The sequence below is a fragment of the Yoonia tamlensis genome, assembly GCF_900115105.1.
Lineage (GTDB): Bacteria > Pseudomonadota > Alphaproteobacteria > Rhodobacterales > Rhodobacteraceae > Yoonia > Yoonia tamlensis.
Genome location: NZ_FOYP01000001.1, coordinates 1,402,756 through 1,428,064 on the forward strand (window position 1 = coordinate 1,402,756; position 25,309 = coordinate 1,428,064).

25 protein-coding genes are annotated in these 25,309 nt (G+C 57.5%); 11 read left to right on the forward strand and 14 right to left on the reverse strand.

What is annotated here, in order from left to right; translation table 11 throughout:
* Positions 1 to 35: 35 nt before the first annotated feature.
* From rseP to pyrH, 6 genes are all read right to left on the reverse strand, one after another.
* Positions 36 to 1,373, reverse strand: a complete 1,338-nt coding sequence (gene rseP, locus BM320_RS07220) for an RIP metalloprotease RseP (protein ID WP_242650972.1) — start codon at positions 1,371 to 1,373, stop codon at positions 36 to 38.
* A 4-nt stretch (positions 1,374 to 1,377) separates the two neighbouring features.
* Entirely contained in the window at positions 1,378 to 2,547 is a 1,170-nt protein-coding gene (dxr, locus tag BM320_RS07225; protein ID WP_090198264.1) for a 1-deoxy-D-xylulose-5-phosphate reductoisomerase, read from the reverse strand.
* Complete coding sequence (locus BM320_RS07230; protein WP_090198267.1) at positions 2,544 to 3,329, reverse strand: phosphatidate cytidylyltransferase; 786 nt, start codon at positions 3,327 to 3,329, stop codon at positions 2,544 to 2,546. The genes dxr and BM320_RS07230 overlap by 4 nt, the downstream gene beginning before the upstream one ends.
* Positions 3,330 to 4,058, reverse strand: a complete 729-nt coding sequence (gene uppS, locus BM320_RS07235) for a polyprenyl diphosphate synthase (protein ID WP_090198269.1) — start codon at positions 4,056 to 4,058, stop codon at positions 3,330 to 3,332.
* 30 nt (positions 4,059 to 4,088) lie between these two features.
* The gene (frr, locus tag BM320_RS07240) at positions 4,089 to 4,652 is read right to left on the reverse strand and encodes a ribosome recycling factor (RefSeq protein ID WP_090198272.1); all 564 of its coding nucleotides are present in this window, start codon (positions 4,650 to 4,652) and stop codon (positions 4,089 to 4,091) included.
* A gap of 117 nt (positions 4,653 to 4,769) precedes the next feature.
* Entirely contained in the window at positions 4,770 to 5,495 is a 726-nt protein-coding gene (pyrH, locus tag BM320_RS07245; protein ID WP_090198275.1) for a UMP kinase, read from the reverse strand.
* A 104-nt stretch (positions 5,496 to 5,599) separates the two neighbouring features.
* Here pyrH and miaA point away from each other — a divergent pair, with 104 nt between their 5' ends.
* Together miaA and BM320_RS07255 are read left to right on the forward strand one after the other, a co-directional pair.
* Positions 5,600 to 6,490 carry a tRNA (adenosine(37)-N6)-dimethylallyltransferase MiaA gene (gene miaA / locus BM320_RS07250; protein WP_090198278.1) on the forward strand — a complete coding sequence of 297 codons (891 nt, stop codon included), beginning with the start codon at positions 5,600 to 5,602 and terminating at the stop codon, positions 6,488 to 6,490.
* A gap of 67 nt (positions 6,491 to 6,557) precedes the next feature.
* Complete coding sequence (locus tag BM320_RS07255) at positions 6,558 to 7,370, forward strand: helix-turn-helix domain-containing protein (RefSeq protein ID WP_090198281.1); 813 nt, start codon at positions 6,558 to 6,560, stop codon at positions 7,368 to 7,370.
* Here BM320_RS07255 and BM320_RS07260 read toward each other — a convergent pair.
* On the reverse strand, positions 7,354 to 7,935 hold the full coding sequence (locus BM320_RS07260) for a lytic transglycosylase domain-containing protein (protein ID WP_090200456.1): 582 nt from the start codon (positions 7,933 to 7,935) through the stop codon (positions 7,354 to 7,356). The two genes, BM320_RS07255 and BM320_RS07260, sit on opposite strands and share 17 nt — an antisense overlap.
* A 147-nt stretch (positions 7,936 to 8,082) precedes the next feature.
* Between BM320_RS07260 and BM320_RS07265 the strand changes: the two genes are divergently transcribed.
* Positions 8,083 to 8,595: a single-stranded DNA-binding protein gene (locus tag BM320_RS07265; RefSeq protein ID WP_090198284.1), complete on the forward strand. Its 513-nt coding sequence runs from the start codon at positions 8,083 to 8,085 to the stop codon at positions 8,593 to 8,595.
* A gap of 5 nt (positions 8,596 to 8,600) precedes the next feature.
* Positions 8,601 to 8,906 carry a hypothetical protein gene (locus tag BM320_RS07270; protein ID WP_090198287.1) on the forward strand — a complete coding sequence of 102 codons (306 nt, stop codon included), beginning with the start codon at positions 8,601 to 8,603 and terminating at the stop codon, positions 8,904 to 8,906.
* On the opposite strand, the gene aroB is transcribed toward BM320_RS07270, so the two are convergent.
* Both aroB and BM320_RS07280 read right to left on the reverse strand, forming a co-directional pair.
* A complete protein-coding gene (gene aroB, locus BM320_RS07275; RefSeq protein ID WP_090198290.1) occupies positions 8,903 to 10,024 on the reverse strand; it encodes a 3-dehydroquinate synthase in 1,122 nt (373 codons plus the stop codon). The genes BM320_RS07270 and aroB overlap by 4 nt on opposite strands.
* A complete protein-coding gene (locus tag BM320_RS07280; protein ID WP_090198292.1) occupies positions 10,025 to 10,582 on the reverse strand; it encodes a shikimate kinase in 558 nt (185 codons plus the stop codon). It abuts the gene before it with no gap.
* A 151-nt stretch (positions 10,583 to 10,733) separates the two neighbouring features.
* Between BM320_RS07280 and BM320_RS16385 the strand changes: the two genes are divergently transcribed.
* Genes BM320_RS16385 through BM320_RS07300 form a run of 4 tightly spaced genes read left to right on the forward strand, consistent with a single transcriptional unit; the run spans position 10,734 to position 14,632 of the window.
* Positions 10,734 to 10,886: a hypothetical protein gene (locus tag BM320_RS16385; RefSeq protein ID WP_090198295.1), complete on the forward strand. Its 153-nt coding sequence runs from the start codon at positions 10,734 to 10,736 to the stop codon at positions 10,884 to 10,886.
* A 25-nt stretch (positions 10,887 to 10,911) separates the two neighbouring features.
* The gene (locus tag BM320_RS07290; RefSeq protein WP_090198297.1) at positions 10,912 to 12,390 is read left to right on the forward strand and encodes a hypothetical protein; all 1,479 of its coding nucleotides are present in this window, start codon (positions 10,912 to 10,914) and stop codon (positions 12,388 to 12,390) included.
* A 17-nt stretch (positions 12,391 to 12,407) separates the two neighbouring features.
* Positions 12,408 to 13,337 carry a site-specific tyrosine recombinase XerD gene (locus tag BM320_RS07295; protein WP_090200458.1) on the forward strand — a complete coding sequence of 310 codons (930 nt, stop codon included), beginning with the start codon at positions 12,408 to 12,410 and terminating at the stop codon, positions 13,335 to 13,337.
* Complete coding sequence (locus tag BM320_RS07300; RefSeq protein WP_090198300.1) at positions 13,337 to 14,632, forward strand: HlyC/CorC family transporter; 1,296 nt, start codon at positions 13,337 to 13,339, stop codon at positions 14,630 to 14,632. Before BM320_RS07295 ends, BM320_RS07300 begins: the two co-directional genes overlap by 1 nt.
* A 74-nt stretch (positions 14,633 to 14,706) precedes the next feature.
* Here BM320_RS07300 and BM320_RS07305 read toward each other — a convergent pair whose 3' ends face one another.
* Positions 14,707 to 16,236 carry a helicase HerA-like domain-containing protein gene (locus tag BM320_RS07305; RefSeq protein ID WP_090198302.1) on the reverse strand — a complete coding sequence of 510 codons (1,530 nt, stop codon included), beginning with the start codon at positions 16,234 to 16,236 and terminating at the stop codon, positions 14,707 to 14,709.
* Positions 16,237 to 16,609: 373 nt separating this feature from the next.
* Here BM320_RS07305 and BM320_RS07310 point away from each other — a divergent pair, with 373 nt between their 5' ends.
* Positions 16,610 to 17,212: an invasion associated locus B family protein gene (locus BM320_RS07310; protein WP_090198305.1), complete on the forward strand. Its 603-nt coding sequence runs from the start codon at positions 16,610 to 16,612 to the stop codon at positions 17,210 to 17,212.
* Positions 17,213 to 17,252: 40 nt separating this feature from the next.
* On the opposite strand, the gene BM320_RS07315 is transcribed toward BM320_RS07310, so the two are convergent.
* From BM320_RS07315 to BM320_RS07330, 4 genes are all read right to left on the reverse strand, one after another.
* Positions 17,253 to 18,464 (reverse strand): beta-ketoacyl-[acyl-carrier-protein] synthase family protein, encoded by a 1,212-nt coding sequence (locus BM320_RS07315; protein WP_090198308.1) that lies wholly within the window; start codon positions 18,462 to 18,464, stop codon positions 17,253 to 17,255.
* Positions 18,464 to 18,724: an acyl carrier protein gene (locus BM320_RS07320; protein WP_090198311.1), complete on the reverse strand. Its 261-nt coding sequence runs from the start codon at positions 18,722 to 18,724 to the stop codon at positions 18,464 to 18,466. Before BM320_RS07320 ends, BM320_RS07315 begins: the two co-directional genes overlap by 1 nt.
* Positions 18,725 to 18,788: 64 nt before the next feature.
* On the reverse strand, positions 18,789 to 19,850 hold the full coding sequence (locus BM320_RS07325) for a UDP-3-O-(3-hydroxymyristoyl)glucosamine N-acyltransferase (protein WP_090198314.1): 1,062 nt from the start codon (positions 19,848 to 19,850) through the stop codon (positions 18,789 to 18,791).
* Between the two features lie 32 nt (positions 19,851 to 19,882).
* Positions 19,883 to 21,487 (reverse strand): L,D-transpeptidase family protein, encoded by a 1,605-nt coding sequence (locus BM320_RS07330; protein ID WP_242650973.1) that lies wholly within the window; start codon positions 21,485 to 21,487, stop codon positions 19,883 to 19,885.
* A 347-nt stretch (positions 21,488 to 21,834) separates the two neighbouring features.
* On the opposite strand from BM320_RS07330, the gene mepK reads away from it, so the two are divergent.
* Together mepK and BM320_RS07340 are read left to right on the forward strand one after the other, a co-directional pair.
* On the forward strand, positions 21,835 to 22,404 hold the full coding sequence (gene mepK / locus BM320_RS07335; protein WP_090198321.1) for a peptidoglycan L,D-endopeptidase MepK: 570 nt from the start codon (positions 21,835 to 21,837) through the stop codon (positions 22,402 to 22,404).
* A gap of 160 nt (positions 22,405 to 22,564) precedes the next feature.
* Positions 22,565 to 24,916: a methyl-accepting chemotaxis protein gene (locus BM320_RS07340; RefSeq protein ID WP_165615004.1), complete on the forward strand. Its 2,352-nt coding sequence runs from the start codon at positions 22,565 to 22,567 to the stop codon at positions 24,914 to 24,916.
* The last annotated feature ends 393 nt before the right edge of the window (positions 24,917 to 25,309 follow it).

Sequence of the window (25,309 nt, forward strand, 5' to 3'; positions counted from 1 at the left end):
GTAATGTCAAAACGACAAACCGGCGCGCAGCGCGTTTAGGGGCAAAGCACCGTATCGTTCAGCAGCGTAAAGACCATCAAGGTCAATATCAGCGTCAGCCCGACCGACATAAACAGCTGGATCGCCTTGTCAGAAGGCTTGCGCCGCGCCACGGCCTCATAGGCGTAAAACACCAGATGCCCGCCATCCAGCACCGGAATCGGCAGCAGGTTCATCAGCCCCACGGCCGCGGAAAGCATGCCGATCAACCAGATAAAGCTTTGCGTGCCCTGCCGCGCCATCGACGCGCTGGTTTCAGCGATTCCCACAGGGCCAGACATATTGCAGGTGGAAATATTGCCCAAAATCATATGCTTGACGGCAGAAAACGTCGTCGTGGCCGTGCGCCAGACGCCGTTTGCCCCATATTTCAAACCGTCTTGCAGTGAAACTGTTTCAACCATGGGATCAAAGAAGAAATCGCTTGTGACGCCAATCAGAAAGCGCGTTTCGAAACCGCCATCGGGCAGCGGCGTGTCGGTTTGACGCGCGGTCAGCGTAACCTCGCGCGTGCCGCCATTGTTCCAAAGCTGCAAGGAAACCGGACGCCCTTCGGCGGCAAAGACTTTGGCCTGCACCTGCATAAATGAAAACACAGGCGCTCCGTCGATGGCGGTGATCACATCCCCCGCAACCAGTCCGGCCTCATCCGCAGCAGAACGCGGCGAAACGCTGCCAATGCGCGAAGGCATCAAAAACGGTCCGCTGACAGTCATTTCAGCGCCATTGCGTTCGACAATATAATCAAGCTGCGGCGCGCTTTGCACCAGATCGACCAAGTTCTCGGTCCGCGCGGGGTCGTCGAACAGAACGCCACCAACGGCGATCATCACATCGCCCTGTTCCAGCTCGTTCACAAATGCGGACGGCAAGGCTTTTGCACTGTCATATGTCAGCGGGTCCACCGCCTGCCCCTGCACCATCACTGATCCCGCAAAGACCAGTATTGCAAGTATAAAGTTAAAAACCGGACCCGCCGCAACGGTTGCCGTGCGTGCCCAAAGCGGCGCGCCTTCCATCGTGCGGCGCGGGTCGATATCGGATGCGACCTGCGTGGATCCGACACTGGCTGCATTCGCATCGCCCAGAAATTTTACATAGCCACCCAATGGCACGGCGGCCACCTGCCAGCGCGTGCCATGCCTGTCAACGCGACTAAACAGGCGCGGGCCAAAGCCCAGTGAAAACACCACTGCGTGAATACCGCACCAGCGCCCGACGATGTAATGCCCGTATTCATGCACCGCGACGATCACCGATAGTGCGACAACAAAAGCCGCAATCGCAAAAGCGAGATTGCCGAACATCGGAACGATTTGCGAGATGAATTCCAAAGGTCTATCCTAGCTTTGCAATGGCTTCGCCCGCGTAGATACGGGCCAATCTGTCTGTCTCTAGAACATTATCAAGCGTAATGGCACCCGCAGTGATGCTCGGGTCCGATGACATTTTGTTCAACGTGGCCCCCACGACCTGCGCCATGTCCAAGAACCCAATCCGTCCAGCGATGAACCCATCAAGCGCGCGTTCCTTGGCCGCATTAAACACAGCCCCCGTCAGCCCACCCGTTTCCATCACCTGATGCGCGATTTCCAACGCGGGATAGCGCTGCATATCTGGTGCCTCGAATGACAATTGGCCGATTTTGGCCAGATCAAGCCGTTCTACCGGCAGTTTGCGTCGCTCGGGCCAGTGCAGCGCATAGCCAATCGCGTGGCGCATATCGGGTGGGCCGACATGGGCCATCAACGCCCCGTCGTTGAACCCCACAAGCGCATGCACCATGCTTTCGCGGTGGATCAGCACTTCGATCATTTCATGCGGAACGCCAAAGAATTCTTTGGTTTCAATAAGTTCCATTGCCTTATTAAACATCGATGCGCTGTCAATCGTGATCCGCTGGCCCATATCCCAATTGGGGTGGCTGGACGCCTGCGCCAGCGTTGCAGTCTTAAGCTTTTCCATCGGCCAATCGCGGAATGCGCCGCCGCTGGCAGTGATGATGATACGTTCGACCGCGGCCATATGTTCGCCGGTCAATGCCTGAAAAATGGCGGAATGTTCGCTGTCGACGGGCAGCACGGTCGCGCCATGCGCCTTGGCGCGGCCCAACAAAAGCGGGCCTGCAGTGACCAGCGATTCCTTATTGGCAAGTGCGAGCGTCGTGCCATGCGCCAGGGCAGTCAGCCCGGGCACCAGCCCCGCGGCGCCGACAATCGCCGAAAGTGCCCAATCAACGGGGCGCGCGGCGGCCTGCGCAATAGCGGCATCACCTGCGGCAACCGCGACCCCTGTCCCCGCAAGCAATTCTTTCAGATCGGCATAGCATTCATCATAGCAGGTCACCGCAATTTCGGCGTTCAACGCGATCGCATCGGCGGCCAATTGCGTAACATTGCGCCCGCCCGTCAGCGCAACCACGTCATAGGCGTCCTTGTCGCGCTTGATCAGATCAACGGTGCTTTGCCCGATTGATCCGGTGGCACCAAACAGCGTGATTTGCCTCAAAAGGCTACTCCCGGAACATTAAAGACGGACGCAATCAGCAGCAAAAACAAAGCTGCACCAAGCACCGCATCAAAGCGATCAAACAGCCCGCCATGACCGGGGATCAGGGTGGAACTATCCTTCACCCCCATGCGCCGTTTCAGCGCGCTTTCCCCGATATCGCCCATTTGCCCGGCAAAGCTGATCACCATAGAAATCACAATAATCCAAAGCCCGGCATTGGTGAAAATGGTAAAGATATATCCGACAACCGCCGCGCCAATCCACCCGGCGACTGTACCGCTCCAGGTCTTTTTTGGGCTGATTTTGGGCCAAAATTTCGGCCCGCCCAAGGTACGCCCCGCAAAATAGCCAAAAATATCGGTGACAATAACGACGGACATCATCCAAAGCAGCCAGACAAACCCGTAGTCCATCCGGAAATGCACAAGCCCCCAGCCTGCGACTTGAATCGCAAGCGCAAAGACAAAGAACGTCACCTGTTCTTTTTTCAGTTGGGTCGCGCCGATGATCGGCACAACAAAGAACAGCAAAAGCCCGAGCGATGTCCCGTCAGCGATCTGGCCAGAAAGGACAGAAGCCACCAATGCAGCGAGCAACATGCCCTTTGTTGGCTCGTCGCTGCGGATCATCATCCACAGTTCCCACACCATCACGGCGGTGACAAACACCACCAGCATTTGAAACCAAATGCCACCCGCGATCACGCCAAACGCACCAATAATTGTCATCGCAATTGCCGAAAGCACACGCGGTTTCAGGTCATCCCAATTGCTTGCCATCTATGCCTTTACCCCGCCAAAACGCCGTTCACGGCTGCCATAGCTGCCCAGCACATTGGCAAATTCCGCAGCCGTGAAATCCGGCCATAGCGTGTCAATAAATTCATATTCCGCATAGGCAGACTGCCAGAGCAGAAAATTCGAAATCCGCGCCTCGCCGCTGGTGCGGATCACCAGATCAGGATCGGGCAGCACATGGGTATCCAAGAACCCCGACAGTGTTTCGGCGTCGACATCTTTGTAGTTGATCCGCCCCTGAGCCACTTCAAACGCCAGCCGTTGCGCGGCGCGCGTGACCTCGTCGCGACTGCCATAGTTAATGGCCACTGTCAGATGCACCAGATCATTATCCGACGTCAGCAGTTCCAATTCATCCATCAGGCTGACCAGCTTGTCGTCAAGCTTGATCCGGTCACCGATAAACCGCACCCGCACGCCGTTTTTCAAAAGCGCTTTGGCCTCGTTTTCGATGTACTTGCGAAACAGGGTCATCAGACCGGATACTTCGGTCTGTGTGCGCTTCCAGTTTTCCGTCGAAAAGGCAAAAATCGTCAGATATTTCACGCCCAGTTCAGGGCAAGCCGCGACAATCTCGCGGACACGGCGTGCGCCTGCATGATGCCCGAACAGACGCGGGCGCCCGCGCTGCTGCGCCCACCGCCCGTTGCCATCCATGATAATCGCCACATGGTTTGGGCCGGTCTTGGATTTGTCTTGATCCTCTGGCATCACGCAGCCCCTTGGTTTTGCTATCGCGGGTTAAACCTGCATGATCTCTTCTTGCTTGCCCTCAAGCGCTTCATCGACCTTTTTGATATGCGCATCGGTCAGATCCTGCACTTCGGATTCCCAGAATTTCTGATCATCTTCGGACATGCCGTTTGCCTTGGCTTTTTTGATCTGGTCCATCCCGTCACGGCGCAGGTTCCGGATCGACACCCGCGCGTTTTCCGCATAGTTGCCCGCAACCTTGGTCAGTTCGCGGCGGCGCTCTTCGTTCAGCTCGGGGATCGGCAACATGATGATCGTGCCGTTCAACTGCGGGTTAATGCCAAGGCCGCTTTCGCGGATCGCTTTTTCGACCTTCCCGACAAGCCCTTTGTCCCAGACGTTAATTGTAACCATCCGCGGTTCGGGCACGTTCACGGTGCCAACCTGGTTAATCGGTGTCATTGACCCGTAAGCATCCACCATCACCGGTTCAAGCATAGAGCCCGACGCGCGCCCCGTGCGCAATGATGCGAATTCCGTGCGTAGGTTGGCAATGGCGCCATCCATCCGACGGGACAAATCGGTGGTATCTAGTTCAAAATCGTCTGACATATCTTCTGCTCTTCCTTGGCGGGCATCGCCCTGCTTTGCGTCGTTTTATGCGAAACACCTGTGATTGTATAGCTTAGCAAATGTGCAGCATTTGCGCAGAACAATCGGCGCGCCTTGTTATTCGTGTACAATCGTATGGGTGCCCTGACCTGCCAGAATACCCCGAAATCCGCCCGGTTCATCCAGCGAAAACACGATAATCGGCAGGTTGTTGTCACGGGCAAGCGCGATTGCGCTGGCGTCCATCACCCCAAGATGCTTTTGCAAGACCTCGTCATAGCTGACCTTGTCATAGCGGACCGCATCGGCATGTTTGGCAGGGTCTTTGTCATAAACACCGTCAACTTTGGTGCCCTTAAAGATAGCCTCGCAGTTCATTTCGTTTGCCCGCAGTGTTGCAGCGGTATCGGTCGTAAAATAGGGGTTTCCGGTGCCCGCGGCAAAGATACAAACACGTTTCTTTTCAAGATGGCGCACAGCACGGCGGCGAATGTAGGGTTCGGCAACCTCGTTCATCGTAATCGCCGAAATCACGCGCGTGTGGATGCCCAGTTCTTCGAGAGCGGATTGCATCGCCAGCGCGTTCATCACGGTTGCCAGCATCCCCATATAATCGGCTGTAGTGCGTTCCATCCCTTGGGCCGATCCTTGCAGCCCGCGGAAAATATTACCGCCGCCGATGACCATGCAGATTTCAACGCCCAGATCATGCACGGATTTTACTTCTTTGGCGATCCGTTGCACGGTTGGCGGGTGCAGACCAAAGGTCGTATCGCCCATCAGCGCCTCGCCCGAGATCTTTAACATGACGCGCTTGTAAGTCGTCTTCTCAGTGTCGCTCATGGTAGCCCCCAGCTATCTATTGTTGTGTGGCGCAAAATGTCGCAAAACGGGGCTGAATTCAATGGCAGCTTGCCCACAAAACGCAAAGCGACACAAATAGCGCGATGATCACCATCCCCCCCCACAAACCTGTGCTGATCGCGGGGCCGACGGCCTCTGGCAAATCGGCGCTGGCGCTGCATATCGCGCGCACCCAAGGCGGGGTGATTGTGAACGCCGATGCGCTGCAGGTCTTTGCCGGCTGGCGGATCATCACTGCGCGCCCTGATGATGCGGATCTGGCGGCGGCAGAACATGCGCTTTACGGGCATATCCCCTTTGATGCCGACTATTCTGTCGGCCATTGGCTGCGCGATGTAACCCCGTATTTGCATGGCGATCAGCGGCCCATCATTATTGGTGGCACGGGGCTGAATTTTGCAGCACTAACCCAAGGGCTGGCCGATATCCCCGCCACGCCAAATACATTAAGATCGCTAGGTAATACGCTGTCATTGCAAGATTTACTGTCGCAACTTGATGCAAAAACAACGGCCCGTATCGACATCCAGAACCGCATGCGCGTGCAGCGCGCGTGGGAGGTTCTTAAATCTACCGGCCGCCCGCTTGCCGACTGGCAGGACGCAACGCCGCCGCCGCTTTTGCCTTGCGATCAGGCGATTTGCCTGAATTTGAATGCCACCCCTGACTGGCTCAACGATCGGATCACCCGCCGCTTTGACCAGATGCTGGACATAGGCGCTCTGGACGAGGCGCGCGCCATGCTGCCAAGTTGGGACCCCGCCCATGCTTCATCCAAGGCTATCGGCGCGCCCGAACTGATTGCGCATCTGCGCGGAGAATTGACGCTCGCACAGACGCGCGACGCGGTGATTACCGGCTCGCGACAATATGCAAAACGCCAGCGCACCTGGTTTCGGTCACGCCACAAACACTGGCATCAATTGCAGATTGACAAAATCGACATTTCCGCAACACTCGACCTATCAACGTGACTGACCCGTTGATTTAAAACACTTTTTGATCAGACTGCAAAAAACGTTCAGCATTCGGGACGATGTGATGACGCATATGACGCAAATCAAGGCAGCGGTCGCGCTTGCGCCGATCAAACACGCGGGTCCGCAAGGCCGCTGGCGCAATGAGGCCATGCGCAGCCATGCCACGCCGCGCCTGATCCATATCACCAAGGGCCAAGGCCGGATCACCGTTGCGGGGCTGACCAACGGCTACGGTCCCAACAACCTGATCTATATTCCGCCCCATACCATGTACGGGATAGAGGTCGGCCCCACCGTTTTTGCACAAATCCTGACCCTGCCCGATACGGCTGGCCTGCCCGCCGCGCCCTTTCACATGCGCCTGCGTGATGTCGGCCCGCAAAAGGAACTGACGGGGTATTTCGAAGCGATCGAGCAGGAATTGCAGCCTTCAGGCGATGTGCGCGCTGTCGCCTGCCATCAGGTCTTGCTGACGATCTTTATCGAACGTCTTATTCAAGCCGGCGAGGCAAGCACCATTGATCCGCGCCGCAATTCTGCCGCGGCAAAACTGGTATCGCGCTATACCACATTGATTGCACAAGATTTTCGATCTGACCGCACTGTCGCCGATTATGCCCGCGATCTTGGCGTCACCGCAACGCATCTGACCCGCTGCTGCCAACAGACTTGCAACCGCTCTGCCCTAAAACTGCTGAACGACCGGATACATTTCGAGGCTTGCACGCTCTTGCGCGAGACACGCCAGCCGGTGCAGGAAATTGCGCAAACGCTGGGGTTTCAATCGGCCGCCTATTTCACCCGCACCTTTAAGGATCGCACCGGCAATACGCCGACAGGTTTTCGCAATACGGGCGTTATTGCCCCAAAATAACCTGCACATAGTTCTGGGTTTCCGCATAGGGTGGCACATCGCCATAGCGGTCAACCGCCGCAGGCCCCGCATTATAGGCCGCAAGCGCCAGCCGCCAGTTGCCAAAAGTATCATATTGCTGGCGCAGATACCGCGCGCCACCGCGCAGGTTTTGCGTGGGATCAAGCGGGTCAACGCCCAGATTGGCGGCGGTTTGCGGCATCAGTTGCGCCAGTCCCAGCGCGCCTTTGGATGATACCGCCTGCGCATTCCAGCCGCTTTCTTGCTGCACAAGCCGCAAGAACAGATCAACGGGGATGTTGTGGTCTTGGGCGGCGCTGCGCGCAATCGCCAGATAAGGGCCTGTGTAACTGCCTTCAAACGGTGCCACAAATGCGGCCAGATCCGCGCGCGGCGGCAAAAGCCTGTCGGAATCCGCGTATTGCGTTGCTGCACGGTTGTCCAAAACGGCCAATTGGTTTTGCAATAACTGGGTGCGCGTGCGCGTCGAGACTTGCTCTTGTGCCAATGCAGGCGTTGAGATGGCTAATAAGACCGCCCCGATTACCACTGATTGCGCCCGCATATCATCGCCCCGTTTGTGCTTGGATGCGCCTATGTAGGGTTTCTCGGGCATTTCGCCAACCCTTCGCGTTACAACCATTCCTTAACCTTGTTAGCCCATCCCCAGTCTGTCACAAAAGCGCAAACAAGAATCGTGGGAGATACCGCTATGGCCGGATCAGTGAACAAAGTCATCCTTATCGGCAATCTGGGCGCCGACCCGGAAGTCCGCAATTTTCAGAACGGCGGCAAAGTGTGCAACCTGCGCATTGCGACCTCTGAGACATGGAAAGACAAGAATACCGGCGAACGCCGCGAAAAAACCGAATGGCATCAGGTCGCGATCTTCCAAGAAGGTCTGGTACGCATCGCCGAGCAATACCTGCGCAAAGGTTCAAAGGTCTATGTCGAAGGCAAATTGCAAACCCGCAAATGGCAGGACCAGTCCGGCGCCGACCGCTATACAACCGAAGTTGTTCTGCAAGGGTTTGACGGCACACTGACCATGCTTGACGGGCGCGGCGAAGGCGGCGGCCAAGGTGGTGGCGGCGGCAATTACGGCGGCGGGCAATCTGGCGGCGGCTATGGTGGCGGCAGTTCAGGCGGCTACGGCGGCGGTCGTTCCGACAGCGGCGCGCCAGCAGGTGGCGCCAGCGACATGGATGATGAAATCCCGTTCTAAATGTGATGGCATTTACACCCGAAACGCAGATTCTGGCGCTCAACCTTGTTATATTGGGCGTCGCCTATCTTGGCATTTACCCAAGTTTGCAAAACAAGACTATGGACCGGATCATGCAGATTGATCTGGTTCTAACGGCCCTTGCACTGATTGTTTCGGGTGCATTGTTCTGGGGAACCGGTGTCCGGTTCAACCTGTTTTTTTTCCAATCGAATTGGGCCGTCTTTGCGCTGGTCACCTCGGCGCTAATCGAAGTGCCGCTGTTTGCGTTCTTTGTAAAACGGCACAATATCAAAATCTGCGGCGACTAGCGCGCCGCACGCATCGCAAGCGCGTCGTCAAGCACACCCAACACCACATCCGTTGGCACATCCGATGCCATGAACGCATCGCCAATGCCGCGCGCCAGCACAAAGCGCAGCTTGCCATCCAGCACCTTTTTGTCCTGCCCCATCAGCGCAAGCAGCCCTGCGGCATCAGGCAAATCGCCAGCGATATCAGCGATATCGACCTTCATCCCCATATCGCGCAGATGCGCGCGCACGCGGCTGGGGTCTTCTTGGCTGCACAGGCCCAGACGCGCAGAAAGTTCAAACGCCAGCGCACAGCCAATGGCCACACCTTCGCCGTGCAACAGCCGGTCGGAATAACCCGTCGCCGCCTCGAGAGCATGGCCGAACGTATGCCCAAGGTTCAAAAGCGCGCGATCGCCGTTTTCCTTTTCATCGCGGCGCACAATATCGGCCTTCATCTCGCAAGACCGCGTGACGGCCCGAATGCGGGCATCCATGTCACCTGCGGCCAAGGCGGGCCCTTGGGTTTCCAGCCAATCAAAAAACGCCGCATCCCCTAGCAGCCCGTATTTCACGACCTCGCCATAGCCAGCTAGAAAATCGCGGGGCGCGAGCGTGCCGAGCAACACGGTATCCGCGAGCACCAGACTTGGCTGATGGAATGCGCCGATCAAGTTCTTGCCATGGGGCGAATTGATACCCGTCTTGCCACCAACAGAACTGTCGACCTGCGCCAGCAATGTCGTGGGAATTTGCACAAAACGCACGCCACGGCGCATGATTGCTGCGGCAAATCCGGCCAGATCGCCGATTACCCCGCCGCCAAAGGCAATCACGACATCGCCGCGTTCGACCTTTTGTGCGAGCAGCCATTCGACGCTGGTTTCCAGCTGCGCCCAGCATTTTGTCGCCTCGCCCGCAGGCAGCGCCAATGCAGCACAGGTCAAGCCCGCAGCGTGCAGCCCCGCCTCGAGCTGTGCCAGATGCAAGGCGGCAACGGTTTCATCGGTCAGGATACAGACATGTTTGCGCCCGCCAAACGCCGCCACATATTTGCCGGCCTGATCCAGAAATCCGGGACCGATATGGATGTCATATTCACGGCCGGGCAGGTCTACATGCACAGTGGCGGTCATCTATTTTCTCTCCAGAATATTGGTATCACCCGCAAGCAGATCGATTGCGTTTTGGGTTGTGTCATCGATGGTTGCATTTGCGGCGATCGCAAGGCGCAGCCCTGCTTTTGCATAGATCGGGCGGCGGGCGTGGAAAATTTCAGTCAGTGTCGCCTTGGGGTCGGCGGTGCGCAGCAAGGGCCGCGTGTCCTTGTGGCGAACGCGTTCCCATAGGGTTTCAAGATCCGCATCAAGCCAAAGCGCCACGCCCATTTCCGCGATAGAGGCGCGATTGCGCTCTGCCATAAACGCGCCGCCGCCGGTGGATACGATACCGGGCGGGCCGGACAGGATGCGCCGCAGCACTTCGGCCTCGCGCTCGCGAAAGAATGCCTCTCCGTCGCGGGCAAAGATTTCGGCAATTGTCAGCTGTGCTGCCTTTTCAATCGCTGCGTCGCTATCGACAAATGGCACCGCCAGCCGCTCGGCAAGGTTACGGCCAATTGCCGATTTGCCGCAGCCCATCATTCCAACCAGCACAACAGTGCGGTGCAAGCACAATTGCGGTCCCTGCGTCATCTGATTTGCCCCCTGGCGCTTGGCATTTTACCGCCTCATGTAAAATTTATGAATGAATGCCGTGATATTGCGTAAAAGGCCAGTTATAATGACTTTAAATGTTGGCATTCAGACCACATATTGAGGCAAATCGAAAGAAACGGGGCAGATCATGTTACGGCTCATCAAAGTAGTGTTGTTCTTGGCGGTCCTTGCGGGCGTCGGATTGGTCGCATTTGCCTATATCGGCCCCATTTTTATGCCCCATGATTTTGCAGCCCCCACAAGCGAGGTAACGCACCCTGTCACGCTTGACACACATTAGGACATTTGCGCTTTGCAGCTGTCTGATGTCCGGCCCGCTTGCCGCCCAGCAAGAACCGCTGTCGGCGATCGACTGGTTGTCGCGCAGTGTGGAACCCAATGCCCAGACCTTTGAGCCGCCGGTCAGCAATGGCGCAACAGCACCGCAGATCACCGTCACCCCGCTTGACCGCCCGTCAAAGGACATGTTCGGCCTGCTGCCGCAATCTGTAACCGGCCTGCCCCGCAGCCTGTGGTCGGCCAGCGACGAGGACATGCTTGTCGCGCTGCTTCAGGCCGAACGCGTCGAAGCCCTGCCCGCGATACAGGATTTTCTGAAGGTAATCATCCTTGCCGAGGCCGATCCGCCGCGCAACGCCAGCCCCAGTGGCACATTGTTTTTGGCCCGCGTGGACAAGCTTTTGGACCTTGGCGCGATTGAACCTGCGCAGGCGCTAATCGAACAAGCATCGCCTGACACCGCGCCGCTTTTCCGGCGCTGGTTTGATGTGGCGCTTTTGACCGGTACCGAGAACGCCGTTTGCGATGTGATGGGCCAAAAACCGTCCATTGCCCCGACCTATTCGGCGCGGATATTCTGCCTTGCACGCAATGGCGATTGGGCGACGGCAGCGCTGACACTGAATACGCACCGCGTGTTGGGCGATGTGACCGATGCCGAAGAAATGCTTTTGACGCGGTTTCTTGATCCTGAAATATTCGAAGGCGCGCCTGCGCTTGCTGCACCTGCGCGGATCAGCCCGTTGATGTTCCGGATGCACGAAGCCATTGGCGAAGGGTTGACCACGTCCAATCTGCCGTTGGCATTTGCGCATGCGGATCTGCGCGCGACTGTCGGCTGGAAACCACAGCTCGAGGCGGCAGAACGGCTGGCACGCTATGGTGCGGTTTCCGAAAATGTGTTGCAGGGGTTTTATACCGCGCATACGCCTGCCGCTTCGGGTGGCGTCTGGGACCGTGCGCGTGCAGTGCAGCAGTTTGATCGGGCAATTACGGCGCAAGACCCCGCAGATATCGCAGCCACCCTGCCCGCCGCATGGGCCGCCATGCGCCAATCGCGCACCGAAGTCCAATTCGCCAAGCTTTACGGGCCCGCTCTTTTGCAGATGCCGCTGTCGGACGATGCGCAGGAACTGGCAATCACTATCGGGCTTTTGTCCCCCGACTATGAAACATTTGCGCGCGGGGCTGCGCATACATCGTATGACCCGTTCTTGATCGCGCTTGCACGGGGCCGCCCGCAAGAACAGGTTGCAACATCGCCAAAGGCCCGCGCAATCCAGGCGGCGTTTAATGGCTCCCAGCCACCGCCGGTGCTTTTGACGCTGGTTGATCAGGGCAAGCTGGGCGAAGCCTTGCTGCGCGCGATTGCGCTATTTAACGAAGGGTTTGTCGGGGACTACCGGCTGGTTACTGATGCGCTTGCGCTGATGCGTCATGTCGGGCTTGAAGATGTCGCGCGCAGATCGGCGTTGCAGCTGATGCTTTTGGAACGCACAACGTGACCCAAATTGATCTGCCGATGGCGCGCTGGATTCAGGTATTCCTAGAGGCCCAAGCCGCCGAACTGGATGCCGCGACCAACACCCAGCTTGCCTATGCGCGCGACCTGCAAGGCTTTGCTGAATGGCTTTTGGACAAGCGCCTGCATTTTGCGACCGCCACGCGCGATCACGTCGAAAGCTATCTGATTGATTGCGAAAACGAAGGGCTGGCGCAGGCCACCCGCGCACGCAGGCTATCGGCGATCAAACAGCTATACCGCTTTGCCTTTGAAGAAGGCTGGCGGGCGGATCATCCGGCGATCAAGATCAAGGGACCCGGACGCGCCAGACGCCTGCCCAAAACGCTTGATATTGCCGAGGTCGACAGGCTGCTTGACGCCGCACGCAACAGCAAACGCGACGCATTGCGCAATTGCTGTCTGATGGAACTGCTATATGCGACAGGCATGCGGGTGACCGAATTGGTCAGCCTGCCGGTATCGGCTGCGCGCGGCGATCCGCGCATGCTGCTGGTGCGCGGCAAAGGCGGCAAGGAACGGCTGGTGCCGTTGTCGCCGCCTGCGCGCAAAGCGCTGGCCGCCTTTCTGGTTGCACGTGACGCCTCCCAAGAGGACGCGCGCAAAGTGGGCGCGGCACCTTCACCCTATCTTTTCCCTTCACGCGGCAAATCGGGCCATCTGACTCGGCACCGGTTCTTTGGCCTGATCAAGGAATTTGCCGTCGCGGGCGGGGTTTCCCCCGATAAGGTCACACCGCACACGTTGCGGCATGCCTTTGCGACCCATCTGCTGGCCGGTGGCGCAGATTTGCGGTCGATCCAGACCATGTTGGGCCATGCCGATCTTGCAACGACAGAAATCTATACACATGTGCTTGATGAGCGGCTAAAAGAGCTGGTTCTTGGCCATCATCCGCTGGCAAAAACAGGTAAAATCGAAAGAAACTAATGGACACCCTGACTTCTGACGCCACGTTCTGGATCACAGCCGGCGCAATTCTCATTCTACTTGTTCTCTCCGCGTTCTTTTCGGGCTCGGAAACGGCGCTGACGGCTGCGTCGCGCGGGAAACTGCGCACTGCCGCCGACAGGGGTTCAAAGGGCGCGCAAACTGCGCTTGAAGTCACCGAAGACAGCGAACGGCTGATCGGCTCGGTTCTGCTGGGCAATAACGTGGTGAATATTCTTGCAACATCGCTGGCGACGGCATTGCTAACCAAGATATTCGGCCAAAACGGGGTTGCTGTCGCAACGCTGGTGATGACGCTTTTGGTGCTGATTTTCGCCGAAGTGCTGCCCAAGACATTTGCGATCACCTATCCCGAAACTGTTGCGTCGCGGGTGGCGGGCCCGATTGCCTTGGTAGTGTTGGTATTCTCGCCCATGGTTGCGGCTGTGCGCTATCTGGTGCGCGGGGTGCTTTATTTGTTCGGGGTCCGTACCGATCCCGATAGCAATATTCTGGCGGTGCGCGAAGAAATCGCAGGCGCACTGCAGATCGGCCATTCCGAAGGGATCGTTCAAAAAGAAGACCGTGACCGGATTTTGGGGGCGCTTGACCTCAACGAACGCGCGGTCGAGGAAATCATGTTGCACCGGTCCTCTATCCAGATGGTGGATGCGGATCAGGCGCCCCAAGACATGCTGGTGCAAATTCTCGACAGCCCGCACACGCGCCTGCCGCTATTCCGGGGCGATCAGGAAAACATTATCGGCGTGATCCACGCCAAAGACCTGCTGCGCGCTATGCACAAACTATTGGCCGGATCAGATGCCCAAGGGCTGGCAGCCTTTGACGTGATGAAGGTCGCGATGCCGCCGTATTTCGTGCCGGAGACCACGACACTGGGCGATCAGATGCGCAATTTTTTGAAACGTCAAACCCATTTTGCGCTGGTCGTGGATGAATACGGCGGATTGCAAGGGCTGATCACGCTCGAGGATATTCTGGAAGAAATCGTTGGCGAGATTGCCGATGAATTTGACGACCATGAAGAAGACCAGATCGAAGCCATGGCAGACGGTGCCTTTATGGTGGACGGCGGGATGACCATCCGTGACCTGAACCGTGCGCACGACTGGAACCTGCCCGACGATGAGGCCAACACGGTTGCCGGTCTGGTGATCCACGAGGCGCAGATGATTCCGGTCGAAGGACAGGTGTTTTCTTTCCATGGATTCCGGTTCGAGGTGCTGCGCAAAGAAGAAAACCGGATCGCGACGCTAAAGATACGCAAGCTTTAGGCATGGGTGGATCAAGATCCACCTTACGGCGCATTTGACACGTAGGGTGGATCCTGATCCACCTGCCCGCGTGTCTAGCGCCCCTTGAACAACCCGCCAAACAAGCCGCGCACAATCCGGCGGCCGGTTGTGCCCTTTAGCTCTTTGACCACGGCACTGGCGAAAGCATCCTTGATGTCGCCGCCGGTGGTTTTGCCCGATATCTGGCGCGACCGCGCAGATTGCCCGCCACCATAGCGCCGCGCATGGTTCAACCCGTCATCGTCATCGTCAGCGGCACCTTGTACCTCAGCCGCGCCCTTTGCGGCAGCTTCCGCCTTTTTCGACAGCCTTTCATAGGCGCTGTCACGATCGACGGGCGTCGTATATTTCGCCCCCATATCAGATGCATCCATGATCGCCTTGCGCGCCGCATCCCCCAGCGGGCCAAGCTGCGACGACGGCGGGCGGATCAATGTCCGTTCGACAACTTGCGGGCTTCCCTTGCGGTCAAGAAACGAAGTCACCGCCTCGCCCGTGCCGACTTCCTGGATCGCCTGAGCCGTATCAAAGCCGGGATTGTCGCGGTAGGTTTCGGCAGCGGTCTTGAGTTCCTTGCGGTCCTTGGCTGTAAAGGCGCGCAACGCATGCTGCACCCTGTTGCCTAGCTGGCCCAGCACATCATCAGGAATATCGCCGGGGTTTTGCGTCACAAAATAGACCCCGACCCCCTTGGACCGGATCAGCCGCGCCACCTGTTCGACCTTATCAACAAGCGCCTTGGGCGCATCATCAAACAGCAGATGCGCCTCGTCGAAAAAGAACACCAGCTTGGGTTTATCGGGGTTGCCGACTTCGGGCAGTTCCTCGAAAAGTTCAGACAAAAGCCACAAAAGAAACGTCGCATATAGCCGCGGACTGCCCATCAGCTGGTCGGCCGCCAGAATATTAATCTCGCCGCGCCCGTCGCGCAGCCGCATCATATCTGCCAGATCAAGCGCGGGTTCACCAAACAGCGCTGCCCCCCCCTGATTTTCAAGCACCAACAACGCGCGCTGGATCGCCCCGACCGAAGATGCCCCCACATTGCCATAGCGCAAGGACAGATCGGCAGCGTTTTGCCCGACCCAGACCAGCAGCGCCTGCAGGTCCTTGAGGTCCAAAAGCGCCAGCCCGTCTTCGTCGGCGACACGGAATGCGACGTTCAGCACGCCTTCTTGCACATCCGTCAAATCCAATAGCCGCGCCAGCAACAGCGGACCCATTTCCGCGACCGTCGCGCGTACCGGATGGCCCTTGGCCCCGAACAGATCCCAAAACGTGACCGGAAAGCTGTCATAAGCCAGATCAAGCCCGATCGTTTGCGCCCGCGCCATAAAGGCATCATGCAGTTTGAAATCGGCGCTTCCTGCGGCGGCAAGCCCCGATAGATCGCCTTTTACATCCGACAAGAACACCGGCACACCTGCGCTGGAAAACGCCTCGGCCATGATTTGCAGCGTGACGGTTTTACCCGTGCCTGTGGCCCCCGCAATCAACCCGTGACGATTGGCCATATCAAGCCGCATTCCCTGAGCAATGCCGTACTCCTGCCCTCCGCCGCCGATAAAGATGTGGTCTTTCATGTGGGTGCCTCTCGAAACCAGTCGCTGTCAAAATACATTCTTAACCAATTGATGCCACCCTAAACCATGTCAGGCGCCCCTTTGTGCGCCGGATAAATTTCCTCCCTGTTGAACTGCCGTGCCTGCGGGCACGGCTTTTTTACGGCCCGCCATTTTTTACATGTTTTGCTGTTGACGGCTTTGAAAGCATTGCGTAACTTTCGTTTCAAATAGTCGGCCAAGTTCGACAGGGAGAAAGAAAAAGGGTGCCTTCGGGGGCCCTTTTTTAATGCCACGCGCAATTGTGATCAGAACCCGGCCGACGCCACGCATTCGCCACTGACAGCCCCTTTGTGCCATGCTAAGCAATGAAAAAACTGAAAGGACCTCGCTTATGCGCAGTGCACTCAAATCTATTTTTCTTGCTGCAATGGTGATGCAAGCCAGTGTCGCAATTGCCCAAGACACCGCCGAAACACCCGCCACCGAGACCGCCCAAGTGGGCGACGATCTGGATCTGGGCCAGCCTGCGGGTCCGGCTGTCGGGCAGACCTATCTGCTGCAGCAATTTGGCGATTGGGCTATGCGCTGTGTACGCGCACCCGAAGGCGAATCCGATCCGTGTAATCTTTATCAATTGCTGAGCGATGATCAGGGCAACGCGATTGCCGAAGTGAACTTCTTTCGCTTGCCCGAAGGCGCGGGCGCCGCAGCCGGCGCGACGATCGTTGTGCCGCTGGAAACATTGCTGACCCAACAATTGACCATTGCGGTCGATGGCCAGAACGCGCGCAGCTACCCGTTCCGTTTTTGTAACGCGGGCGGCTGTATTGCACGGCTTGGCTTTACTCCCGAAGAAATCGACCAGTTCAAACGCGGGGCCAAAGCCACCGTTCGTCTGGTACATGCCGCAAACCCCGGGCAAGAAATCATGCTTGATCTGTCACTGAACGGATTTACCGCAGGGTATGAAGGCACAGTCGATACCGGCGAATGATATCAGGCGCGACCCGATGCCAAAATCGGGTCGCCGCCGCCTAGCTGAATTTGCGCAATGCGATCACCGCGTTCAGCCCGCCAAAAGCAAAGGCATTTGACAAGGTCACATCCACTTTGGCCTCGCGGGCGGTATTGGCGACCACGTCCAGCGCGCATTGCGGATCGGCCTCCTGATAGCCGATTGTCGGGGCGATGACGCCTTCGCGCAGCGCCATAATACACGCCAGAAGCTCAACCGCTCCGGTGCCGCCAATCAGATGCCCATGCATCGATTTCGTAGATGAAATCAAAACCTTATCGGCGTGCCGCCCGAATACGTCGGCAACAGCCGCGCATTCGGTTTTGTCATTGGCGGCCGTGCCGGTGCCATGCGCGTTGATATAGCCGATCTGGTCGACAGATGTCTTGGCATCCTTGACTGCCCCCGCAATTGCGCGCGCGGCCCCCTGTTTGGACGGCGTCACGATATCAGAGGCGTCAGATGACATCGCAAACCCTGCGACCTCGCAAAGAATCTGCGCGCCGCGGGCCTTGGCGTGTTCATAGTCTTCGAACACGTAGACTGCGGCCCCTTCGCCCTGCACCATGCCGTTGCGGGTGGCGCAGAACGGGCGGCAGCCGTCTTTGGACATCACCCGCAGCCCCTCCCATGCCTTGATTCCGCCAAAACACAGCATCGCCTCAGAGCCGCCGGTGATCATGACCTGCGACATGCCCGAACGCACCATGTTAAACGCCTGCCCCATCGCATGGTTTGACGACGCGCAGGCGGTTGCCACGGTAAATGTCGGCCCACGCAGGTTCCATTCGATCGACACATGGCTGGCGGCGGCATTGTTCATCAGGCGTGGCACGATAAACGGATGCACGCGATTCTTGCCTTCTTCATAGACAGCGCGGTAATTTTCATCCTGCGTGGTCAAACCGCCACCAGAGGTGCCCAAGACAACGCCCGACTGATCCGCCAGTGCGCCGGAAAATTCCAAACCCGATTGGGCAATCGCCTGACGCGCAGCCAGTAACGCAAATTGCGTAAACCGGTCATAAAGCACCAGCTGTTGCCGGTTAAAATGGGTTGCCTGATCATAGTCTTTGATCTGCGCCCCGATCTGGATGGTAAGCCGGTCAACATCACGGATATCCAATGGGCCGATTCCACAGCGCCCTTCGCGCATGGCTGCAAATGTCGTGGCAACATCTGGCCCAAGCGGGTTGATCGTGCCCGCCCCCGTGATCACGACGCGGCGCATTATTTTGCCTGCTCTTGCTTGAGCATCTCGACGGCTGCGATAATTGCGGCGACCGACGATATATCAAAATCGCTTTCGGTCGGGGCGTTTGCGTTAAACGGCACAGTGATGTCGAATGTTTCTTCGATGGCAAAGATGCTTTCAACAAGCCCGAGACTATCGATCCCCAAATCTTCAAGCGTATGATCGGGCTGCACATCTGCGGGTTCGACCATCGCCTGATCTGCAATTATTGCAACTACCTGTTCTTTGATGCTCATCTTTTGAGACCTATTTTTGTTTCTCTGGCATTTAGGTCGTTTTGCCTAAAAATGAAACAGTTTCTTAAAATTTCGAAAGTTTGTGCAACAATCGTGGCAAGCGCCGAAGCGCCTTGTAGCTGTCGATATGGGTGGTCATTTTGGTTGCCGGATAGCCCATCATCACCCGCCCTGCGGGCACGTTGGACAAAACAACTGATCCACCGCCCAAAACCACATCGGCGCCAATGCTAAGATTATCAGCAACACCGGCCTTGCCGCCAATGACCACGCGGTCACCAACGACCGTTGATCCGGCAACCCCCGCTTGCGCGCAAAGCAGGCAGTCTTCGCCGACAATGACGTTATGCCCCACCTGCACCAGATTATCGATCTTGGTGCCGCGCCCGATTCTTGTCGCGCGGATCGTGCCTGCGTCCACCGTGGAGCCTGCACCGATTTCGACATCATCCCCGATTTCAACGGCCCCAAGCGAATGAATGCGGTGCCAAGTGGCATCCGCGGGGGGCTGCAACGCATCAACGCCCAATGTTTCCCGCGCGCGTTCAACGTTGGATGGTTCAGTGCTGACAAACGAAAACCCGTCGCCGCCGATCACCACATTGGGTTGCAAGATCACGCCTGCACCCAATCGCACCGCGCGTTGCAGCCGCACGCCCGCATGGATTTGACAGCGCGCGCCAATCGTGACCCCTGCGGCAATACTGACATGGTCGCCGATCCATGTTCCTTCGCCGATCTGCGCCCCCGCGCCGATAACCGTAAATGCACCGATTGTCGCATTGGCGGCGATACTGGCGCTGGGATCAATCACCGCATGCGGGCTGATTCCACGGCCGGCTAAGGGCGCGTCAAGCATCCGCGTCAGCCCCGCCATTGCCAGCCGCGCCCGTGGCGCGATAATCGCAGCCTCAAGCCCCAGCGCCTGCCAATCGGCGTCGGGCCAGACCACAGCGGCACGCGCACGCCCTTGCGCCAGTGCCGCGCCATAGGCCGGCGTCATCGCCAGCGCGAGATCATCGGGCCCCGCTGCAGCCGGTTCGGCGGCGTTGCCCACCAAAATGTCAACGGCGCCAAAGGCTTTCGCCCCAAGCGCCGCTGCGATATCTTTGACTGAATGTGGCATGCTGATCCCCGGAAAAAATCCCGCGACCAGATTTACCCGCGAACGGCGCGGATCGCCACCCCTTCACGCGCCAGAGCGTTCCAAATCCGCCCGTCACGCCCGTAAACGTCGCGGCGATATTGCATCCGCCCGTCAGCCTGCGTGAAGGCCGTACGGTAAACCAGATGCACCGGCACCGGTTCAACAAGATCGACACGTTGTTCAACGCCTGTCGCCAGACGGCTTTGAAAGAATTCTTCGGGGTTGGCAACCTGCCGCGCCAGCAACGCATAGGCAAAATCGAACGGATCAGCGAGCCGGATACACCCGTGGCTGAACGCCCGCACTTCGCGGCCGAACAGGCTCTTGGCGGGGGTGTCGTGCAGGTAGATATTGTGCCGGTTGGGGAACATGAATTTCACCAGCCCCAGCGCGTTGCCGTTGCTTGGCGGCTGGCGCATCGAAAACGGAAAGTTCGAAGCCGTGTATTGGGTGAAATCGACCTCGGCGCGGTTGATGGTCCGGCCGCGCGCGTCCGTAATCTGCAACTGGCTGACAGAATTGGGGTTTTCCTGCAATTGGGGCAGATATTCCTTGGTGATAATCGAACGCGGGACGTACCAGCTCGGGTTGATGACCATAAATTCCATCACGTCCGAAAACTCGGGGCTGACGCGGTCGCGCTGGTTGGCACCGATCACCGAACGGGTTTCGAATGTGACAACATCATTGTCGACGATTCTTGCGGTGAAATCGGTCAGGTTCACCCAGATATGGCGGGTGCCGCGCGGGCGGTTGTTCCAGCGCTCGCGCTCCATCGCGACGATGATCGATTGCAACCTGCTTTCGGGGGTTGCGTTGATCTCGCGCAATGTGCCCTGTCCGGCTGTGCCGTCAATTGCCAGCCCGTGCGCCTGCTGGAAACGCTGCACCGCAGCCACCATTGCCGCATCATAGGTTTGCGTGTTTGTACGCTCAAGAAAGCCCATCGCGATCAAGCGGTTACGCAGCGCAACAACGCGGTTCCCTGTATCGCCCGCCTCGAGCTTGCCACCCGGAACAGTCGGGCCCCAGCCGCCGTCCGCAAGCAGCCGCTCCATCGCCAGTTTTTCGCGCATCAGGCGGGTATATTCGGGCGAGCTGGGCGGCAGCGCGCGCAAGAAACTGTCAGGGTTTGACTGCACAAATGCGCGGATTGTTGACAGGCGCGACCGGTAGGGAACCTCGCGGAGAATACTGCTGTCGATCTGCGAAGGAACCAGCATGCCGGTCTGCACGTCCCGCGCATATTGCATGAACAAACGGGTCAATTCGACCTCGACACTTGCCTGTTCGGCGGGCGTTGTCGCCGCCTGCAGACGCGCCGTAATCGGGGCCGGATCATAGCGCGACGTCGATAGCCCGTGATCACCCGCAGCGGCAAAAGCCGCCATCAGCGCGTTGCGACGGTTACGATCCGCACTGCCGCTCCAGATGCCTTCATAATTGCGTTCACGGTAAAATGCCGCAATATCAGCGTCAGAGGCGGCCGCTTGCGCCACGGCCTGACGAAAATCGGTGACCTGAGCCTGCGCCACAGGTGCGGCCAAAAGTAGCGGTGCCACCGCCGCACAGCCCAGCCATGTCCGTACCATCGTCGCCCGCAAAATATTACGCATTATCATCTTCACCGATCCCCCGAAATTCATCTGTCGCAGTAGTATAGTCGTCGCAAATCTTAAATAAGAGTATGAATATCCTTACTTTGCCCATGTCCATTCATAATCCCGCGAGGCAAAATCCGGCGCCAAAAGTGTTGCTAGGATGTCGATGCCGGCTCATGTGCCAAGGCCCACATTTGCACAATATTTAGGCAAGGTCCCGCCTGTTTTTCCATATATTCATATAAACCACATAAACAGCACTTGGTGAACGAATCAAATTGTGCCATAAAACCAGGACATCTGGGGACAAGGTGTAACTGCCGCAAAGCGGCAACTTCGAGCGACGGGACAGGCGCATTAATATGAACAAGAAAAACTCCTCTGGGATTACACGTCGCGGCTTGCTTGGTGCGTTTGCCGCTACCGCCGTTTCAGCGGCACCGACATTCGCGAATGCAGCCGGTTTCTTGCGTGGCGCAGGCGATATTCGCCGAATCGCGATGTATTCGGGGCGCACGGGCGAACGGCTTGATACGATCTACTGGATCGAAGGCGAATATATCGCCGAGGCGGTCCGCGAGATTAACATCCATATGCGTGACTGGCGTACAGGCGAAGCCGTACAAATGGATTTGCGGACCATCGATATCATGGCTGCCGCCGCGAATCTGATGGAAGTAAACGAACCCTATATGTTGTTGTCGGGCTACCGTTCGCCGCAGACAAATTCGATGCTGCGCAACCAGTCATCCGCTGTTGCGCGCAATTCGCTGCATATGCTTGGTCAGGCCGCCGATCTACGCCTGCAAGGCCGCACAACCGGCCAAATGGCCAGCGCTGCTGTTGCCTGCCGTGCGGGCGGTGTCGGGCGCTATAGCGGGTCAAATTTTGTGCACATGGATTGCGGTCCGATCCGCACCTGGCGCGGCTGAACAACAAATCCATTGCAAGAGTACATGCGCGCGCCCGACAAGGGTTGCGCGTTTTTTGTTGTCAGACCTTGCGATTGAAACTGATTTGGGCGGCTTAAGCGGATTTTAACAGGCGTGGTGCAAAAGTCATCGTGAACCGATGAATCTGCGCGAGGCCTCAATGAATTTTCTGAACGCAATCCGTATCTCGAAAAAGCTGCCGATGCTTGTCGCGACCCTGTGCCTGACAGCTTCGGCTTCTGTGGCGCTGCTTGGGTATTTTGATCTGCAGCGCAGTATATTGAAAACCCAGCACGATTCTTATGTATTGCTTGCCGCGGAACGCATTTCGGCACTGGATACCTGGCTCGAGAAAGTCAGCGATGATGTCATCCGACTGGGCAATGATCCGACAGTTATATCGGCGATCAGCGCGTTTAGCGCCTCTTACAACCTGATGATCGACCCCCCTGGCCTGCAAGCGGCCTATATCACCGACAACCCCAATCCGGTTGGCGAAAAGGAACTGCTGGATCAGGCGGCAGAATCGCTGCCCTATCACTTCCAGCATGGCAGTTTTCATCCGTTCTTTCGCCAAACCAAAGAGGTGAACGGCTATTACGACATCTTCTTGTTCAACCTTGAAGGGGATCTTCTGTATTCCGTCGTCAAGGAACCCGATTTCGCAACCAATTTCGAAAGCGGCCCCTTTAAGGACAGCGGCCTTGCGGATGTGTTCCGCGCAGCCCGTGACGGCACGGCTGGCGACGTTCATTTTGCCGATTTCACCGGATATGCGCCCAGCCACGGCGCGGCGGCGTCGTTCCTTGCAACACCGGTCGTCAACACCCAAGGCGCGGTGATCGGCGTTGTTGCGGCGCAGCTGCCTTCTGATCGTATTGACGCGATTATCAACAATCCGATCGGGCTTGGCGCGACCGGCGAATTATTCGCGGTCGGGCCGGATGGGCTGGCGCGCAGTGCGTCGCGGCTGACAAATGATTTTTCCGCGCTGACCCCTTTGCCTGCCATTGCGCATCTGCTTGGTAATCCCCACACCTATCATACCGACGTTATTGGTGTTTCCGGAACGCCGGTTGTTGCCTATGTCTCGGAACTTGACGTGTTTGACAGTCCTTGGCATGTGATCGCCCAGATGGATATGCAAGAGGTGATGGGCCCCGTTGCCGTTGCACGTAACAAGATGTTGCTGGTTAGCGCGATAGTTGCAGCCGGCGCCACATTGCTGGGCTGGCTGACCGCCCGTTCGGTTGTCACGCCGCTTAACCGGCTGGGACAATCCATGCATGCGGTTGCGGATCATAAATTCGACGATCCGATCAATGACCAGTACCGCGGCGATGAAATCGGAGAATTAAGCAAATCTCTCGTTGCGCTGCGCGACAAACTGAGCGCGGCAGAGGCCGCTGACAAAGCCCAAAAAGAAATCCAGCAAGAGCAGACGCGCGTCGTCCAGCGCCTGAGCACAGCGCTCACCAGTCTTGCCGATGGCGATCTTACCCAAACAATCGAAACACCGTTCAATGAAACCTACGACAAACTGCGGCTTGACTATAATCGGACGCTCGAGACGCTTCATGCAACGATCAGCGCTGTGGTTCAGGCAACCCGTGGCATCAAAACCCGCTCTGACGAGATGAGCAATTCTTCGGACGAATTGTCACGGCGCACCGAAAACCAGGCTGCGACGCTCGAACAAACGGCCGCGGCACTTGACCAGTTGACCGTCAGCGTAGGCGCTGCCGCGCGCGGCGCCAAAGAAGTCGAAATCATTGTCGCAGATGCGCAATCGGACGCGGATACCAGTGAAATTGTCGTGCATAACGCCGTTTCGGCGATGACCGAAATCGAAAAATCATCAACCGAGATATCCCAGATTATCGGGGTTATCGACGATATCGCGTTCCAGACCAACCTGCTGGCTTTGAATGCCGGGGTGGAAGCCGCACGCGCGGGCGATGCCGGTCGCGGGTTTGCCGTTGTCGCCTCGGAAGTGCGCGCGCTTGCCCAGCGTTCGTCCGAAGCCGCGCGACAGATCAAAGAGCTGATCAGCGGCAGTTCCGAACAGGTCGACCGCGGCGTGACGCTTGTCGGTCAGGCCGGCGAGGTGCTGACGCGCATCGCAAACCACATTGGCCATATCTCGAGCCATATGACAGAAATCGCGGCTGGCGCCGCCGAACAATCAACTGGTCTGGGCGAGATCAACATCGGTGTTACTCAGCTTGACAAAGTGACCCAGCAAAATGCCGCCATGGTCGAAGAAGCCACCGCAGGAAGCCATTCGCTCACCAATGAAGCAACGCAACTTGCGACCCTTGTTGAAAAATTCAAGATCGACACGACACGAAACACACCGCGCCATATGCGGACGCCAGCCGGCGGCAATGTGACGGCATTTGCGACACGGCGAAATGTCGCCCCGCCCGCGGCCGCGCCCGTAAAATTGGCGGTCAACGCGCCCCGCCCCGCAATGCCGAATGATCCCGAAGTCGGATGGGAAAATTTCTGACACTGCAAACCGAGCGGCCGAAAATTTTGGGGCCGGAAATCATGCCTACCCACAAAGGCCACAAAGGCAAACACTCACGCAGTCACGCTCAAATCCGCAACATGCAAAGTATGCTGAATGCAATGCACGCCCGAGCACACATTCAATCCAGCAATTGGTCGCACCAAAACGAAAAACTGCCAGCGCTATAAAGGGATTAAATGGCGCACCCGAGAGGATTCGAACCTCTGGCCTCTGCCTTCGGAGGGCAGATGCACGTAAGAAACTTCTTTAAAAACAACATGAATATAGCAATTCACCTCCCCTAATGTCATTGAATTCTCGCCCAAACAGGGGCGAAACAGGGGCGAATATCCATTGATGAAGCGTAAATCCAGGGAAGCGCGTTAACTC